The following is a 16,037-nucleotide window of genomic DNA, read 5'->3' as shown; positions in this document are numbered from 1 at the left end:
ATAAACGTTTTACGGGCGAAATTTACGGTAATTAATAATAAACCTTTTAATATGACAAGAGAAACTATAATTGAAAAGCTGAGAACTAATTACATTGATTTAGGGTTAAGCGATGAAATTTTAGGGTCGCAAGCGGATTTTATTCTATCAAACAAGCCAACTGATGAAACCATAGATGGGGTTATTGACGGCGTGGGGGGTGTTTTAAAATCATTTCAATCAAGCTTGGATAAGGTAAGACAAAAGCCTGCTGACGAGAAGAAAAAGTCTGAAGAGAAAAAAGAAACCGAAGAAAAAAAGGATTCTACTCTTGAAGAAAAGTTTGAAAAACTTCTTGGAACCGTACAGCAATTAGTAACCAAAACAGCTACCGACGACAAAAAAGGAAATCTTGTAAAGGCACTTGCCGCGAAAAACATTCCGGAAAAGTACTACAACAAGTTTCTTTCAACTGTAGATTATGGAGAGGGCTATTCTGAAGAAGATACAGTGAAGTCCATGGAGGCTGAATTTGAGGATTTCAAACAGGCTTTTGCAACTGAAGGAGCTAAAGGTGGAAATCCGCCTATTGGAACCGGTGGGACTGAGCAAAAAGGACAAGCGTTGAAAGACATTGAAAGGTTAGCGTAAAAACAAAACAGACAAAAAATGAGCAAATTAGGATTTAAGAGAACGGAAGTAGCAGGGGATAAAACAATCTATGCTCACGTTTTGGAAACGGCTTTAGGCGGTTTCGCATTAGATACTACCGGACTAACAAAAGGTGAAAAAATTGTAGCCGGTACAGCGTTTACTTTTGACGAAGCTACAAGATTGGCAAAGCCAGATCAAGTAGCTCCAAAAGGATTACTGTATGAAGATGTTGTTATTGACGATAATACTTCTGTTGATATTGTTCTGAGAGGAACCGTGTATGCTAGAAGGATTCCAGCTATTACGGATGAACTTAAAGCAAAAATGCCTCAAATCATTTTCTCACAATCTAAATAATTAATGAAGTATGAGTAATGTAGCATCTATATTCGGTGAATACGCAACAAGCGAAGGTTTACAGCTTATCATCGACAAAAGAATGGATAAATTCAAAACCAGAGAATTTTCCAAATATTTATCCTGGGACACGCCTCAGGTCGATTTATCTTTCAAAGATGTAATCGGAAAAACACAACTTGATACAATTGCATCTGTTGTAGGAGAAGATTCTGTTTCTCCCGTAAGAAGTAGGAGAGGGCTGGCTTCATTTGAGGGGTCTATCCCAACTATTTCACACAAATATCTCATGAAACAATCTGATGTAAGAGCTTACTACTCTTTACAGAACATGGGTAATATTGATGATGACACAAAGAAGAAGCAAATCATTGATTTAATTTTTAACGATGTCAAATTATCAGCGGATGGATGTACCGGCAGACTTGATGTTATGTTCTTACAAGGACTTTCTACAGGTATGATTGATCTTTCAGCTACCGGGAACCCGGATGGCGTTGCTTATGGTGAAATTCCAGTAGGACTTCCGACGGGCAATGTTATTGAGGCTTCCAAGAAGTGGGATGATGCAGACGCAACACCGCTTCAGGATATTGAGAATGTGATTGATGCCGCACAAGGAAAAGGTAATGACAGTTTTGAAAAAATGATCATGACCAGAGCTACTTTCAACAAGTTAAAAAACAGCGTTGAAATCCAAAAGATTTTTAAAGGAGTAGTTGGAAAAGCTCCGGCATTAGTAACACCTGACAACCTTAACGAATACCTGGTTTCTAACGGACTTCCGCCAATCGAATTGCAAACTTCATTGTTTAACATTGAGGAGGACGGAGCTACAAGATCATTTAGAGCTTTCGCTGACGATGTGATTGTATTTGTTCCACAAGGAGAACTAGGAAAGGTTAAAAATGCGCTGGTGACTGAAGGAGATTTAAAACAGGTTATGGGGCATTCATATGCGAATGTAGATAAAGTAAAGATTGCTAAATGGTCTATGAATGAACCTTTTAACGAGTTTACAAGAGGTCAGTTATTGGCGATTCCTGCATTAACAGCAATTGACGCAATTTACCACTTAAAGCTAAAACTAGTATAATAAATGAAAGTTAGGGATTATTTGTCAGCAAATCTTGAATTATGGTCGGTTGAAGTGTCCGATTCGCTTATTGATGCAGAATTGATTAATGTAGGATTGAATGGCGACTCTGAATACGAACCCGAATTAGAAGTAAAAACTAATACGCTGTTTTACAATTTAATCCCTAAGCTTTTATTATCTCCAAAAAGAGTTTCAGAAGGACAGTTTACAATCGAATATGACAAAGATGCGATGGTTGCATATTACCGTATGATAGCTGACCAGTTAGGACTTCCAAACAATTTGGAAAGAAACAAAATTCGTGATCGTTCAAATCTTTGGTAAATGGCGGTTCAATATCCATATAAACTAGAAGTATTTGTAAAATCAGATGCTATAAAAGATGAAAACGGAAACTGGATTCCAGGATCTGAAGAATGGCAGGATTTCGGTAAATGTCGTGATGAAGACAGCCTATCAAGTACCAAGACGATTTCTAACGATCAGATTAAGTATGAATACACCTGGCTGATTCAGTGTCCTAAAAAGCTTAAACCTATTGATATAGGATCAAGTATAAGGGTCATAGGATCAAAAGGTGAAACACGACTTACAGGAGAAGTTTTGAGAGTCAAATATGATCAATTTCATAGTAGAATATGGGTGTAAGAGCAAACTTCAACATGCCGGGTTTAAACCAATATATCAATAATGCTTTGGATGCTAAAATTCAAAACATCATTCGAATTATGCGGGTAGTAGGTGAAGATGCTATAAACGAGGCTAGGTCTTACGCTAAACAGAATGACTGGCAAGACGTCACGGGAAATCTGAGATCATCTATCGGATATGTTATCACTCTGAATGGTAGTATTGTTGGTCAAGACTTTGAAAAAGTACAGGGCCCGCAACCAACAACGAAAGACGGTAAGAAAATAGGCTATGATCTGGCGATTGATATTGCTAAAGCACTTCCGGAAATAGCATTGGTTATTGTTGCAGGAATGAATTACGCATCAACTGTTGAAAGTAGAGGTCGTAATGTCCTTACCAGCGCAGAACTCAAAGCAAAATTAAAACTCAATCAATTTCTAAATAGCATACGGTGAGAAATTCAGTAATAGAAGCCAAACAGTGGATATACAATGAGCTGAAAAATGGAGGTGTTGGTTCTATTATCACAGGAGATCTGTATAAAGACTTTAGACCGGCCGGCAGTACCAAAGAAGATATTGTTGTGAACGCTATTACTCTCAACAGCACTTTTTTCCAGACCGGTGCATTCAACGTGAATTGCTATGTGCCTTACCTAAAAGTAAAGATCAACGCCATAGATCAAAACGTTCCAAACGAAATTCGTCTAAAAGCTGTTTCCGACAAAGTAAAACCAATTCTGGAAAGAAAATTCACTGACAAATACAATGTTGATATAGAATTTGAGCAAACAATTATGGATGGTAACGATTGCTATATCAACTTCAGACTAAAATTAAACGCATTTAATAATAATTAAAATTCAATAAAATGGCAGGACAGATTAACAATGGTGTGGCGAAAATTGAATTAGCACCAATTGCATCAGACGGGGGAATGGGCACCGTCTTTAAAAAATTAGGGGAAACCATGCTGGGAACATTAAAGATCAATATGGAAGACGGTACAACTACTGACTTTAATGTTGAGGAATACGATGATCCTATTTTCACAAGAACAACCAAAGGGGCTATGTCTTTTGACTTTGATGTTGCTAATCCTGATGCAGATACTCTGGTTGAGGTTGGAGCCGGAACTAAAGATGCCGACGGAAACTACATTCCACCTATCGGAAACGTTACCGTAGAAAGGTCTTTAAAAATTACACCGGAAATCGGGTTTGGTTTTGATGTGGTAAGAACTCTTATTACCTACAAATTCACTGCCGATATGGGTAAAGACAATTTGCTGGGAGTTTCCGTGAATGCAAAGGTTTTGAGACCGACCAAAGAAAATACACCTTCGTTTGAATTGGTGAAATATCCGATTCCGACACCTTAATATTTTTCTTTTCAGCGCACTTGCTTAGGTGGGTGCGCTTTTTTTAACTACAAAAATTACAATTATGGAAGAAAATAAAATATTAAGTGAAGAGGAAAAAGTAATTGCAGAAGAAAAGGAGCTGAAGGTTTTAAATAGTGTAGGATTTACCGTTAAAACTAATTTCTGGGGCAAAGAGATAACGTGGAGGGTAAAAAAAATACCATTGAAAGTAATGTTTGCTCAGAGTTACCGGTTTTTCAAACTTAAAATCAGTCAGGAGAAACAGGAAAATGATGATTTCCAAGAAATATTAAACTCACAGTTTAATTCTGTTGCTGATAACGCTAAACTTTGCGCTGAAATTATAGCTATTACAATTCTTGGAACTAAATGGAACAATTGGCTTTTCCGAAAGCTATTAACTGAACATATTTTCAGCAATATCAATTCAAGAGAACTTCTTGAATTTACGCAGAAAGTTCTTACGCTGAACGATTATCAGTCTTTTACGATCTCTACCACATTACTAAGCGCAGTAAGAGTGACGAATCCGATGAAGGTAGAGAAAACGGCCTAAAAACTATATATGGTCTATGTGGTCAACTATGTCACCACTTTGGATGGACACTCGATTATTTACTTGAAGAGGTAGACTACGCATTTTTACAAAGAATGCTTATTGATGCACCTTCATATGATTACGACAAAGATGAAGATGTGAAAAAAGACTCCAAAAAAGGGAAATCATTCAATTACTCTGAATTATCTCAGGAAAGTTTTTTATCACAGTTGGAGCAATATAAATAATGAAGAATGAATAATGTAGGAGGAGCTTTAAATTTCAATGCAGTTTTAAATCTTAGTGAGTGGAATAGAAATATTGAACGAATTAAAAGAGATCTGCAGAATTTAAATCAAAACACAAAAAAGAATACCAACGACATGGATGCAGCTTTTAAAAATCTGTCAGTTGGTATTGCTAGTTATTTTTCTATTCATGCGGTTAAAGACTTCATCAATGAACTTATTACGGTTCGTGGTGAATTCCAACAGATGGAAAATGCTATTGAGACAATTACCGGATCTACTTCTCAGATGAATAAATTAATGGATGAGTGGAAGGAACTCACTTTAAGATCACCTTTTCGTTTATCCGAAATTGGACAAGCAGGAAAGCAGTTGCTTGCCTACGGTATTGATGTAAACAAGGTAACCCATGATATTGAAATGCTTGCCAATGTAGCTTCCGGTGTTTCTGGAAACATTGGTGATATAGCTTACGTGTATGGAACTTTAAAGACTCAGGGAAGAGCATATACTAGGGATATTCTACAGTTCACAATGCGAGGTATTCCATTAATGGATGAATTAGCCAAAGTAATGAATGTAAATGTCTCAGAGCTTAAAGGACTAATTGAAGCCGGAAAAGTTGGATTTCCGGAAGTGGAAAAAGCAATGAACAGGCTTACATCTGAAGGTGGTAAATTTAATAACCTTATTGCTAAACAAGCGACGACTTTAACCGGTTCTGTAAATAGACTTAAGCACGAATTTGAATTAATGCTTAATGAAATAGGAACTAACAACGAAAACATCCTGAAAGGAGGAATAGATGCTATAACGCATTTAATTGAAAATTATCAGGAGGTCGGAAGAGTCCTACTTACCCTTATTGAAATATACGGTATTTACCGAACCGCTTTACTGGTAACAACAGCAATTCAAAAGGCTTCAATTGCTGTGGAAGCCATTAAGACATGGATTTCATTAGCCAGAAGCATAAGAACTGCCGCAGATGCTCAGGCGTTATTTAATTTGACAGCAAGAGCAAACCCTTATACCCTTATAATTACAGTTATAGGGGCATTAATCGCTATTACCTATAATTACCGACAGGAACTCGGAGAGCTTACCGGCTTAATCGAAGAGCAAACGAATTCACAGAAAGCTCAGGAGGAAGTAATGTCTGAATATCACAGAAATTTTGCCAAAGGAGTTAATGAAACGAAGGCAAATATCTCCGAACTGATAAGCATTATAAATAATGAGTCTTCTACTCTTGAAATGCGTAAAGCTGCCTATGAAAAACTTATCAAAATTGATCAAACTTTTATTGGTGTTCTTGATGGTCAGTATAAAGCAACAAACAGACTTGGCCAAGCATTAGAATTTGTTACTTCAAAGATTGATGCATTTGCAATGGCTCAGGCTAAGGCTGCAGCTTCACGAAAAATACTTGAACAATCATTTGAGGAACAATTTAAACGTGATGCATTAAAAGTCCAGGCTGATTCTGCTCAGAAAGAAGCTGATAAGTGGAAGAAAATGGACGAAGAGGCAAGAAAAGCTGGAAAAGCAAGCCTCGAATACATGAGGAATGCTTATGATGCTGAGAAAAGAAGGGATAAACTTCTCGAACAACTTGAAAAGCAGAGAAAGGTAGCTAATGAGAAAACCGGTATTTCTAACACAATCATCAGAAGTAACCAGCAGGAAATTAATCAAAAAACAAAAGTTCTAAGACAGTTAGAGCAAGAAGTAAAGCTTGGCAAGCTTAATGGCGAACAATTAGAACTTAAAAAGAAACAAATTGAAAAACTCGCTTTTGAACTAAATGGTTTTAAGCCTCAAATAATTCAGTCGCCTGAAGAAATTAAAAAGTCTGAAGGATGGGCTGAAAGGATTAAAGCTCAAATTGAAGAATTGGAAGCACAGGCGCAAAAAGCACCTACTCAAGCAGCATATCAAGCAATTCGGAACAGAATAGACAAGTTAAATGAATTATTAAATCCAAAAAAAAATAAGCAGGAAAATCAACTTGCAGAAATATTACCCGAAGGTTCTATAAAAGAGCTTGAAAGAAGAGCTCAGTTGCTAAATGACGCTATTGATACAGCGGTTAATGGTGTAGTTAAACTTCGAAAGTTAGATAAATTCGGGCATGATAAAGACAAAAAGGGAAATCCGTTTTTAACTGGCGAAACTGTTTCAACTGAAGAAGCTTATAGAAGACTGCAGCAAATACAGGATGAAATAGATTCAAAAAGGTATAAGTCTAACAAAGATAGACTGGATGAAACGAAAACCCAGTTTGAAAACTATTACTCTATAGCTTCCTATTACGGAAAAGAAATAGCTGATAAACAATACGATCCTTTAGTTAGTAAATCTAGAAATTATCTTCAATATGTAGAGGGAGAAGTTAATGCTATTGAAAAACGAATCGAAGCCGGTGAAAAACTTTCCAAATCTGATCAGGAGTATTTAGTTATGCTCAGAAATGAAATGGATTCTTTGAACGGTTTTGAAGAACCGATTGAAGCGTTTAAGCGTGAGTTCGAAAATACTTTGAAGCTAATGCCATCGTTTGTGGATCAGATCGATGCTATCGATAAGGCAATAGATAACGCGTTCCAGAAAGAAGGAGGCAATAGTCAAAATTTCCTTGATCAAAAAAAATACCTGGAAGAACTCAGAAGAAATGCTGTACAATCTCAAAAAGAACAGTATGCTCAGTTTATTAACGAACATCAAACCTTTGAACAGCGTAAAGCAGAAATTACGAAGAAGTATGACGACATCCGTCTTAAAATTCAGCAGTCTAATGCTTCTGAAGTTGAAAAGACCAGGCAAACAAATGAAGCCAATAAAGCGCAAGCAAAAGATATTTCGTCAATGTCTGTTGAACTTTTCCAGAAAACAGATTTATGGGTTAAGGCTTTTGGAGATTTGGAGAGAGTAGGCCCTAAAACATTGCGTAAAATGCGGGATGAATTTAAGAAGTTTTTAGATTCAGATGCTGCAAAGGCATTAGGACCAGAAGATCTGAAAACAGTTCAGGATGCATATAATAAATTAGATGAGAATGTTAGGTCACGAAATCCGTTTGCTGCAATAGGTGACGCAATAAGAAAATATGCTGACGAAAAGAAAAAGTTAGACGACGCAGAAAAAAAATACGGAAAAAATAGTGAACAATATAACAATCAGTTAGATAATACAAAATTTGCTTTAGGTCAAATTTTCACAGTTTCGCAAGCGGCTGCAAATGCAACGATTTCTTTTGCAGGAGAACTTGGAAGCGCATTAGGTTTGCTTTCTCAAGAATCTCAACAAGCCCTTAAAGATGCACAACAGTTATTCGATGGGATTATTAATGCAGTAACAGGATATATATCTGGGGATTATGCTAAAATGGCGGGTGGAATTCTACAGATGGTAACTTCAATTGCCAAATATATGAATGGTGACGTTGACAGAGCAAGAACTATTCAACAGTGGGGTATTGAGGTTGAAAAGTTGAAATCACTTTATGAACAACTTAACAAATCAATTGAGAAAACTGCAGGAGATGCTCAATTAAAAATTCAGCGCGATCTCATTTCGAATCTGAAGGAACAACAAGATCTATTGATCAAGATGCGTCGGATGGAAAATGAAAAGAAAAACTCAGATACTGATAAACTTGCTTCGTATTCCCAACAGATTGAAGACATAAACAATAAGATTTCTGATCTGGTTGATGAATTTAAAAGCAAGGTTACAACTATTGAGTTTAAAGATTTAGCGCAGAAAATGTCTGATGCATTGGTTGAGGCTTTTGGAAAAGGCGAAGACGCTGCAAACTCATTTGATAAAGTTGTTGATGATGTTATGCGTAATGCCGTTCAGAACGCTTTAAAAATGAAATTTCTTGACGAGGCAGCCCAAAACATGGTTAATGAGCTTTACAGCGCAATGGGATTTGGTAATGGTGATACAGCTGATTTACAAAAACAACTAAAGAACGCCCAGGATAGGCTTAAATATCTTAATGATCTCATTAATAACGGCAGTCCTTTAAGTGCTGATGCTATTAAAGCCCGATTCGAAAAAGAAGAGTTAGAAAAAGTCATTGCGGCATTACAGCAACAGATAGCGAGCTCCAATGTCGCCGGTAATTTTGATGGACTCACTCAAGAGGAAAGAGACAAGATAAAAGCAATGGGCGAGGAGGCCATGAAAAAATACATGGAGGCTCTGAAGCAATACCAGGATCTTTTCGGACAGTCCGCTGAAAATGCCCAAGGTTTAAAAGGAGATATTAAAGGAATTACCGAGAAGACGGCCGGAGCATTGGAAGGGCAGATTAATGCCATGCGAATAAATGTTGCTGAAGCATTGAAGATCCACAGAGAAAATCAGAATGTATTTAAAAATCAATTAATGCAACTAACGCAAATTGAAAGTAATACACGGAACCTTGTTCAAATGAGAAAAGATCTATCAGAACTCAATTCAAAAATTAAAAATGGCTTAGCCGGAATCTAATGAATACAGAATTTATTTTAAAAGAAATCAAAGCTTTTAGCCCTTGTAAAGAGGGCTTTGAAAAAGCTTATAAAGATACTTCAATAAAGAATCTTTGCGAACTATTTTTTGCGAATTCGGATTGGGCTTTGAGGCAAAATTTCCCATCAAAAGAAGTACTTGAAAAATACCGTGGTTATTATGAAAAATACGGGGTTTACTACAGGCAAAGTACTATAAACAAGGCTGTTAATTTGGCTATCTTTGATAGTGAATCTGAAATAGAATTCACGGGATTCGATGTATCAGAGATTATTGTTCGTGGAAAGTCTAAAATTACAATAAAAGCTTCTGGATATTCTAAAATATTTGTGACGGTTTTAGACGATTCAGAACTAAATATCGAAAGGTCTGGAAATGCTGAGGTATTTGTTTACCAATATGGAGGAGTGGTTAATGGAGATTGTGTGGTAAAGCAAAAAGTATGGGATTAAAGTGGTCAATTAATGGAAGGGATTTTGTGGAGTTTGGAATTAATGTTTCAGAGTCTAAAGGGGTTCTTGATAAATTAAAGCCACGCGAAAGAAACTCATACACATGGGCTGAATATCACGGGAAACAATTCGATTTATCTAAGCCATTCTATGAAGCGAGAGAAATGGAACTTCAGTGCTGGCTTAGAGCTTCCGATTCTGATACGCTTACAGAAAATTTCAATTCATTTTTAGCCTTATTCGACACAAAATCTACAAAACGTTTTACTATTGAGCCTTTCGGAAATAAAGAATACGCTTATGAAGTATTACTGAATGGGTCGGCAGACCTTACAAAAGAATTCAGAGATGGTGAAATGTATGGTTCTTTTACGCTAAAATTAATTGAGCCTAACCCTATCAAAAAGATTCTGAAAACAACACTAGACAGCTTTAAAATTTCTTACGAAATAGACTCTGAAACTGAGATTTTCTTCGGTGACGGAACGAAACAGACCGGCCGGGGAAATGTAAGTCTTACTAAAGACTATTCAGCACCTTCTTACGAGAACTCCGGACTGTCAATAGTAAGCACAAGCGGTGTAAACGATCAATATTTTGAAGTTAATACCGTTCTATCTGGATCTACAATTTATCAATTTTCAGTAGAAGTTGATTTACAATCTCCGAAAAACATAAAACTGTACGTAATAGGGCGAAAGTTAGACAACACATATGAAGTTGTTGCCGTAAGTGCACTTTACGACGGTTTAACTGGAAAAAACTCTTTATCTGTAGTTCAAGAAGTCAACATGCCGGATTACGGAAAATTCATTTATAAAGTTTTGGATTCCGACGGAAATGAGATTCCGGGAATAGTTTACAATAATCCTCGCATTGAAACCGCTGAGGTTGTTGGAGAATGGCAAAACATGTTAGGTAAAGAAAAAATAATAATCATTGCAGGCAATATTGAAGACGTTAAAAACCTTCAGACGCCTGCGGAAACAATTTGGGAGAAAATATAATATTTAAGATAATGGGAGTTTTAGAAGGACAAGTGACAATAAGCGTCGTAGATAGTATTACGCCTAAGAATATAGCAACAATTGACAAAGATGGACTTGTTGGAAATGCTCCAACCAAGGAACAAGTTCAAAGTGATTTAAATGAACTTAAGGGAGAGGTTCAGGAAATGATAGTTTCTAATTTTAAAGGAAGCATTACACCAACAGATCCGGCGCCAACAGAAGATGGAACATATAAGCCGTCGGTGTCTTCCGAAGATGATAAACCAACTGATCCAAGTAGCACTGCTGACTGGGGCAAAATATATCCAAATGCTGGAAATTTGAGAGCAAAGACGGGGTATGACACAATGTTCTATAAAAAGGGGACAACCTGGACGAAGTCAGAAGTAAAGATGCCTGTAGCATCTCCAACTGGATCAGTAATTAAGGATGACCCGAATTCTGTCAGTGGAGGTGTTGTATATGACAGTCTTGAAAATTTAAAATCTGGACAGCAAAATATTATATTCTCTACTTCTACAAATTATATTGCAAAGACATCAACAGTTGGCCAAGTTCCGACCCTTACTTCATCGACAAACTGGCTTTTATCAGATTTAATTGATGTTGTTGCAACTGATACAATTTTACGTAAAGGATCGGCTGTTTCATCTTCTTCAGCTGCTGCTGAAATTTATTGTTTTGATATTGATGGCAAATATCTAGGATATTATAACCTAAACTCAACATCTTATTTAGTAAAAGTATCGGATCTTTCTCCAGGAACCAGAAAGATAAGAACAAATTCTGCAAGCTCCTATTCTGGCGAATTTTCAATATCTAAAACAGGATTTATTGCAACGGAAGCTGTTAGGAATCTCGAAAAAATTACTGAGTTAAATAAATTAGTAATTTCCGATGATGCATTTGCTAATTCTATTTCAGGGTATTTAAATAGTTCAGGAGGTTTAGTCCTTGGCAGTACTTCATGGAAATTAACACCACCATTACCGGTTACAAAAGATCAAAAGATATTATACACAGGAATTACTTCAGCAGCTGTTTATCCAATATGGGGCTATGATTCAAAATTGAATCCAGTAGTTTCTTTGTCAGCACAGGGAACTTTTACAGACAAGGAAATAACAGTTCCTGCAGGTGTTGATTTCGTTATTGCATCGGCGCGCGCAAATGTAGGTGATGTACAAAGACTAACATCAACGCATTTCGACCAAAGCAGAGTAGATATAAATGCAATTGCAAAAACTTTTGTTAATGATTCTTTTTTCCCATCTAAAACATGGGCTAAAGCAGGTGAGGCTATATCTCTAAACCTTAATGGTTTTGTAAATAAGCATCCTAAGGATTATTCGAGAGATACTTTTTTTAATTCGCCCAACGGGAATGAAGACTTCATTAGAATAATTCCTACAGCAGATGTGCAAATCCCAGTGAGGCAAAGACAGCCAAACGGTATATACACAATCTTAGGTTATGTAAATATTAAAGTAGGTGTTAATGCAAACTCACCTTCATCAGCCTTGTATTTTATGCACTTTGGCGATTCGACGGTTAAGGGCACTGTTAATAGTGGTATTGAAGGAGCGATTGTAAACGAGCTTTCCAGAAGATTAACAGGGGTAGGATATAATTTAACACCTGCAACCGCGCCGGCCGCCTTAGCATTGACAAATATTAATTTCATCGGAACCATTGGGGATCAAGTGATAAAGCATGAAGGCCGTGGAGGGTGGTCGTTCTCAGACTATTTAAACCTTGCATCAAAATCTGGTGCTACGAATGCATTTTGGAACACTGGAATTTCTGGTGCTGTAAAGTTTGATTTAGGATATTATCTTACTCAGAATAATTTCACTGGAGTCAACTCTACCGCCAGCAATTTAATTATTCTTTGCCAACTTGGATGGAATGATGTATTTACCTACACGCCGACACAAATTGAAGCATTCGCAAGGCAGTGGCTAGATTTAATTAAGTCGCAAAAATCAGGAGTGCGCGTGAAATTAATTTCAATGCAGCTTCCACCTGTTGACATCTATAAAGATTACGGGACAAGTACGCGCCAACAATCATACATGAGCACTATGCAAAGAGTAATGACAATTGCCAGAATCTATGAAAAGATTGCATTAGATCCGACATACTCTTCATGGGTTGAGCATATTTCATACATGGGTACTTTCTTCCCGGATAATGCTTATCCAACAACAGATTTAACAGTAAACAAAAGAGATTCTGGAACTAAAAAAGTATATACGGACGACGTTCACCCGATCGCGGCAGGTTATGCGCAAATGGCTGACACGCTCTTCTATAATATTCTTTACAATTATTGTCAATAATAATGAATAATATAACACTATACAGAAACGGATCACCCTTGTTCAATTTGATTGAGCGAGGGAAACGTTCTGTAGAATCAGCAACGCTTAACCGTGTTATGCTTTCGGATGATTCGGTTTCGATTAAACTGAATTCCCGGGAAAAGCTGGATATTCTGATCAATGATTATTTCGTGTTGTTCGATTCTGTTTATCGTATCAATACATTGCCGTCCTTAGTGAAGGACAGCAATACTTCATACGAGTACAATATTACCGCTCAGGGACTTATGTTCGACATGCAGCGATGCAAATATTTTAATGCAGATGCTACCGGATTCGGGCCGGATCTGGAATTTCCTTTGATTGGAACTATTGAAGTTTTCTTGCTGGCTATTAAAAACAATATGAAGCGTTTTTCTGCTAATTGGGAGCTCGGGAATTTTACCAACGGTGAAACCAAAACAATCACTTTCGGAGATGACACTTGCCTTTCAGCAATGCAGAAGATCTGTAACGAATTCAAGACTGATTTTTGGATTAAGTACGAAAATGGTAAGTATGTTATTCATACCGGAGATTACGGCAAGAAAGTGCCGTTAAAATTCGAGTATGGAAAAGGTAAAGGACTATACTCACTATCCCGGAATAATGTTGATGATAACGACATTGTGAACCGGCTTTATGTTTTTGGCGGAACGAACAATATCCCAAATGAATACCGGAATTTTAGTAAGAGATTAAAATTACCTGGTGCGGATTATTTGGAAGATGCTGGATCAATTGCTGGTTTTGGATTAAAAGAAGGCTCAATCACTTTTGACGAAATTTACCCGCACAGAACCGGAAAGATTACATCTTTAGGAGATACTAAATTTAAGTTCTCGGATTCCACCATGGATTTCGATCTCAACGAGAAGGAAGCTGATGGAGTAACGACTAAGTATCTAATTGCGGGAACTTCTGCCAAAGTGCATTTTAATACAGGTAATCTGGCCGGATATGAGTTTGAGATTAAAAAAGGAGGGTATAATCATACAACGAAGACTTTTGAAATAATTCCTTTCAAAAACGATCAGGGGCAAAGTTTCCCGGATGAAGCGTCAACTGCTTTTCAATTTGCTGTCGGTGATGAATATGTATTACTGGATATTGTAATGCCGAAAACCTATATCGACAATGCGGAGAATGAACTTCTTCAGAAAGGACTGGAACAATTTGAGCTAAACAAGAATGCTAAAGTTTCTTATGATCTCAATGTCGATCCGGCTTACATGGAAAAAATTGGAGTAGGGAAGTTTGATATTGGTGACTATATTCAAGTGTATGATCCGGTTCTTGGGATTGACAAGGTTTTAAGAGTAAACCAGATTACGAATAGCTTTATTGAATCCTATGATTACAATCCTTTTAGACTAAAAATTGTAATTGCAGATTCATATGAAATCGCATATAGTTCGAAGGTAGAACTTCAAATTAAGGAAATTAAAAATGTTTTATCGATTACCAATTTAGGACAGATCAATTATTCAAAACTCGGTCTTAAAACGACGGAAGAGCTTAAGAATCTTGTATTTGATACGGATGATTACTTTAATCCTGAGAACATACGGCCGAATTCTATCGAAACGAATATGATTTCAGTTGGTGCTCGAAGTCAACAGATCAGCTGCAGTGTTGTTTTCTATGTCATGTTTGAAAATGATAAGAATAAAGTCAAAGTCAATCCGGGAATAATCTACTCTCAAACATTCGATAAAGAGTGGAATATCCCTGAGAATGTAGAAACCATTCCAGATGATCAGTTCAGATACGTTTATGGTAAATGCTCAAAAACAGATCAGACAGGATCAATTGTCTTCACTCAGGAACAGATCAAATTTGACGCAGACGCGAATGATTATTACTTTCTGATTGGAATTCTTCACTCCGTTGTCGATGGCGTTAGGGTTTTATCCATAACCGTTGGAACAACGACAATTAATGGAGGTTTAATCAGAACCGGAATTATTTCGTCACTGGACGGTCAAATGACAATAAACCTGGACACGCAGGAAATAAAAGGTAAAATCAAGTTTACTGATGGCTCAGATGGCTTCACATCTATTGATAATGGCTTATTGATGTCTCAAGTAATTGAAGTCGGAAATAACACCGAAAGAAACGCTTTTATATCTTCTGTAACTGATGCAGGTCCGGAAAGCATTCGGTTTGGTGCAGGTGCGGATTATGCGCATAAGAATGATGCAGTGTTTAAAGTTCTACAGAATGGAAAATTGATAGCCCAGAATGCCAACATAAAAGGCGTGATTGAAGCCGAAACCGGAACAATTGGTGGGGTAGATGGATGGTATATCACACCATCGACGTTAACCAGTACCACTGGGAAAATTCTTTTCGGAACTGTAAACAGTAATGGTGATCTGGTTGATGGGCTAATGATCTCAAATGATGTACACCCCAATAGCCAGTACATAGGCAATTTCATCATTAATTCTTCCAAAGATGCCGGTAATGTAATAAATACAGGTGCATCAATATCGGCATCAGGAAACAATGTTGGTAATACAGCCTTAGAACTTAGTGCAACAGGTCCACAGGGTAACAATAACGCACTAACTATTAATGATGGATATGTTTTCTTAAATAATATCGGCGGCAATGGGTTTAAAGGGTTTAAAGTATATGTGCCAGCATTAGGAGGGCAACTAGCTGAAGGATTTTCTGGGCAAAAAACAATAGGTGGAACGATCTGTTTCTTTCAAAACGGACTGTTTATAGGAGCGTAAATTAATAAATAATCTTTAAAAAATGAATGGAAAATCTAAACTACAATATC

15 protein-coding genes are annotated in these 16,037 nt (G+C 37.0%); all 15 read left to right on the top strand.

Annotated elements, in window-relative coordinates:
* Positions 1-51: 51 nt before the first annotated feature.
* The 15 genes from FFS26_RS14710 to FFS26_RS14640 all read left to right on the top strand — a co-directional run bounded on the left by FFS26_RS14710 (position 52) and on the right by FFS26_RS14640 (position 15,987).
* Positions 52-630 carry a hypothetical protein gene (locus FFS26_RS14710; RefSeq protein ID WP_137905392.1) on the top strand — a complete coding sequence of 193 codons (579 nt, stop codon included), beginning with the start codon at positions 52-54 and terminating at the stop codon, positions 628-630.
* A gap of 18 nt (positions 631-648) precedes the next feature.
* Positions 649-990, top strand: coding sequence for a hypothetical protein (locus tag FFS26_RS14705; protein WP_137905391.1), 342 nt, complete (start codon positions 649-651; stop codon positions 988-990).
* 10 nt (positions 991-1,000) lie between these two features.
* Positions 1,001-2,086, top strand: coding sequence for a major capsid protein (locus FFS26_RS14700; RefSeq protein ID WP_137905390.1), 1,086 nt, complete (start codon positions 1,001-1,003; stop codon positions 2,084-2,086).
* A 3-nt stretch (positions 2,087-2,089) separates the two neighbouring features.
* On the top strand, positions 2,090-2,413 hold the full coding sequence (locus FFS26_RS14695) for a DUF6706 family protein (RefSeq protein ID WP_137905389.1): 324 nt from the start codon (positions 2,090-2,092) through the stop codon (positions 2,411-2,413).
* Positions 2,414-2,737 carry a hypothetical protein gene (locus tag FFS26_RS14690; RefSeq protein ID WP_137905388.1) on the top strand — a complete coding sequence of 108 codons (324 nt, stop codon included), beginning with the start codon at positions 2,414-2,416 and terminating at the stop codon, positions 2,735-2,737.
* Positions 2,728-3,177: a hypothetical protein gene (locus tag FFS26_RS14685; protein WP_137905387.1), complete on the top strand. Its 450-nt coding sequence runs from the start codon at positions 2,728-2,730 to the stop codon at positions 3,175-3,177. Before FFS26_RS14690 ends, FFS26_RS14685 begins: the two co-directional genes overlap by 10 nt.
* Positions 3,174-3,581, top strand: a complete 408-nt coding sequence (locus FFS26_RS14680) for a hypothetical protein (protein WP_137905386.1) — start codon at positions 3,174-3,176, stop codon at positions 3,579-3,581. The genes FFS26_RS14685 and FFS26_RS14680 overlap by 4 nt, the downstream gene beginning before the upstream one ends.
* Before the next feature lie 11 nt (positions 3,582-3,592).
* A complete protein-coding gene (locus FFS26_RS14675; protein WP_137905385.1) occupies positions 3,593-4,102 on the top strand; it encodes a hypothetical protein in 510 nt (169 codons plus the stop codon).
* Positions 4,103-4,166: 64 nt separating this feature from the next.
* The gene (locus FFS26_RS14670; RefSeq protein ID WP_137905384.1) at positions 4,167-4,661 is read left to right on the top strand and encodes a hypothetical protein; all 495 of its coding nucleotides are present in this window, start codon (positions 4,167-4,169) and stop codon (positions 4,659-4,661) included.
* Between the two features lie 95 nt (positions 4,662-4,756).
* Complete coding sequence (locus tag FFS26_RS22895) at positions 4,757-4,891, top strand: hypothetical protein (protein ID WP_002984504.1); 135 nt, start codon at positions 4,757-4,759, stop codon at positions 4,889-4,891.
* 6 nt (positions 4,892-4,897) lie between these two features.
* A complete protein-coding gene (locus FFS26_RS14660) occupies positions 4,898-9,394 on the top strand; it encodes a tape measure protein (RefSeq protein ID WP_137905383.1) in 4,497 nt (1,498 codons plus the stop codon).
* Entirely contained in the window at positions 9,394-9,867 is a 474-nt protein-coding gene (locus tag FFS26_RS14655) for a hypothetical protein (RefSeq protein WP_137905382.1), read from the top strand. Before FFS26_RS14660 ends, FFS26_RS14655 begins: the two co-directional genes overlap by 1 nt.
* Positions 9,858-10,874, top strand: a complete 1,017-nt coding sequence (locus FFS26_RS14650; RefSeq protein ID WP_137905381.1) for a phage tail family protein — start codon at positions 9,858-9,860, stop codon at positions 10,872-10,874. The genes FFS26_RS14655 and FFS26_RS14650 overlap by 10 nt, the downstream gene beginning before the upstream one ends.
* A gap of 11 nt (positions 10,875-10,885) precedes the next feature.
* Entirely contained in the window at positions 10,886-13,219 is a 2,334-nt protein-coding gene (locus FFS26_RS14645; RefSeq protein WP_137905380.1) for an SGNH/GDSL hydrolase family protein, read from the top strand.
* Positions 13,220-13,221: 2 nt separating this feature from the next.
* On the top strand, positions 13,222-15,987 hold the full coding sequence (locus tag FFS26_RS14640) for a hypothetical protein (RefSeq protein WP_137905379.1): 2,766 nt from the start codon (positions 13,222-13,224) through the stop codon (positions 15,985-15,987).
* The last annotated feature ends 50 nt before the right edge of the window (positions 15,988-16,037 follow it).

The organism is Chryseobacterium sp. 2VB, assembly GCF_005503635.1.
Taxonomy (GTDB): Bacteria; Bacteroidota; Bacteroidia; order Flavobacteriales; family Weeksellaceae; genus Chryseobacterium; species Chryseobacterium cupriresistens.
Note: the sequence above shows the minus strand (reverse complement) of the source record. Positions and strands in the feature narration are given on the sequence as shown.

Excerpts from the sequence above, each read along its gene's own strand:
- FFS26_RS14710 (WP_137905392.1), top strand. The coding sequence starts at position 52 with ATGACAAGAGAAACTATAATTGAAAAGCTGAGAACTAATTACATTGAT.
- FFS26_RS14705 (WP_137905391.1), top strand. The coding sequence starts at position 649 with ATGAGCAAATTAGGATTTAAGAGAACGGAAGTAGCAGGGGATAAAACA.
- FFS26_RS14700 (WP_137905390.1), top strand. The coding sequence starts at position 1,001 with ATGAGTAATGTAGCATCTATATTCGGTGAATACGCAACAAGCGAAGGT.
- FFS26_RS14695 (WP_137905389.1), top strand. The coding sequence starts at position 2,090 with ATGAAAGTTAGGGATTATTTGTCAGCAAATCTTGAATTATGGTCGGTT.
- FFS26_RS14690 (WP_137905388.1), top strand. The coding sequence starts at position 2,414 with ATGGCGGTTCAATATCCATATAAACTAGAAGTATTTGTAAAATCAGAT.
- FFS26_RS14685 (WP_137905387.1), top strand. The coding sequence starts at position 2,728 with ATGGGTGTAAGAGCAAACTTCAACATGCCGGGTTTAAACCAATATATC.
- FFS26_RS14675 (WP_137905385.1), top strand. The coding sequence starts at position 3,593 with ATGGCAGGACAGATTAACAATGGTGTGGCGAAAATTGAATTAGCACCA.
- FFS26_RS14670 (WP_137905384.1), top strand. The coding sequence starts at position 4,167 with ATGGAAGAAAATAAAATATTAAGTGAAGAGGAAAAAGTAATTGCAGAA.
- FFS26_RS22895 (WP_002984504.1), top strand. The coding sequence starts at position 4,757 with ATGCTTATTGATGCACCTTCATATGATTACGACAAAGATGAAGATGTG.
- FFS26_RS14660 (WP_137905383.1), top strand. The coding sequence starts at position 4,898 with ATGAATAATGTAGGAGGAGCTTTAAATTTCAATGCAGTTTTAAATCTT.
- FFS26_RS14655 (WP_137905382.1), top strand. The coding sequence starts at position 9,394 with ATGAATACAGAATTTATTTTAAAAGAAATCAAAGCTTTTAGCCCTTGT.
- FFS26_RS14650 (WP_137905381.1), top strand. The coding sequence starts at position 9,858 with ATGGGATTAAAGTGGTCAATTAATGGAAGGGATTTTGTGGAGTTTGGA.
- FFS26_RS14645 (WP_137905380.1), top strand. The coding sequence starts at position 10,886 with ATGGGAGTTTTAGAAGGACAAGTGACAATAAGCGTCGTAGATAGTATT.
- FFS26_RS14640 (WP_137905379.1), top strand. The coding sequence starts at position 13,222 with ATGAATAATATAACACTATACAGAAACGGATCACCCTTGTTCAATTTG.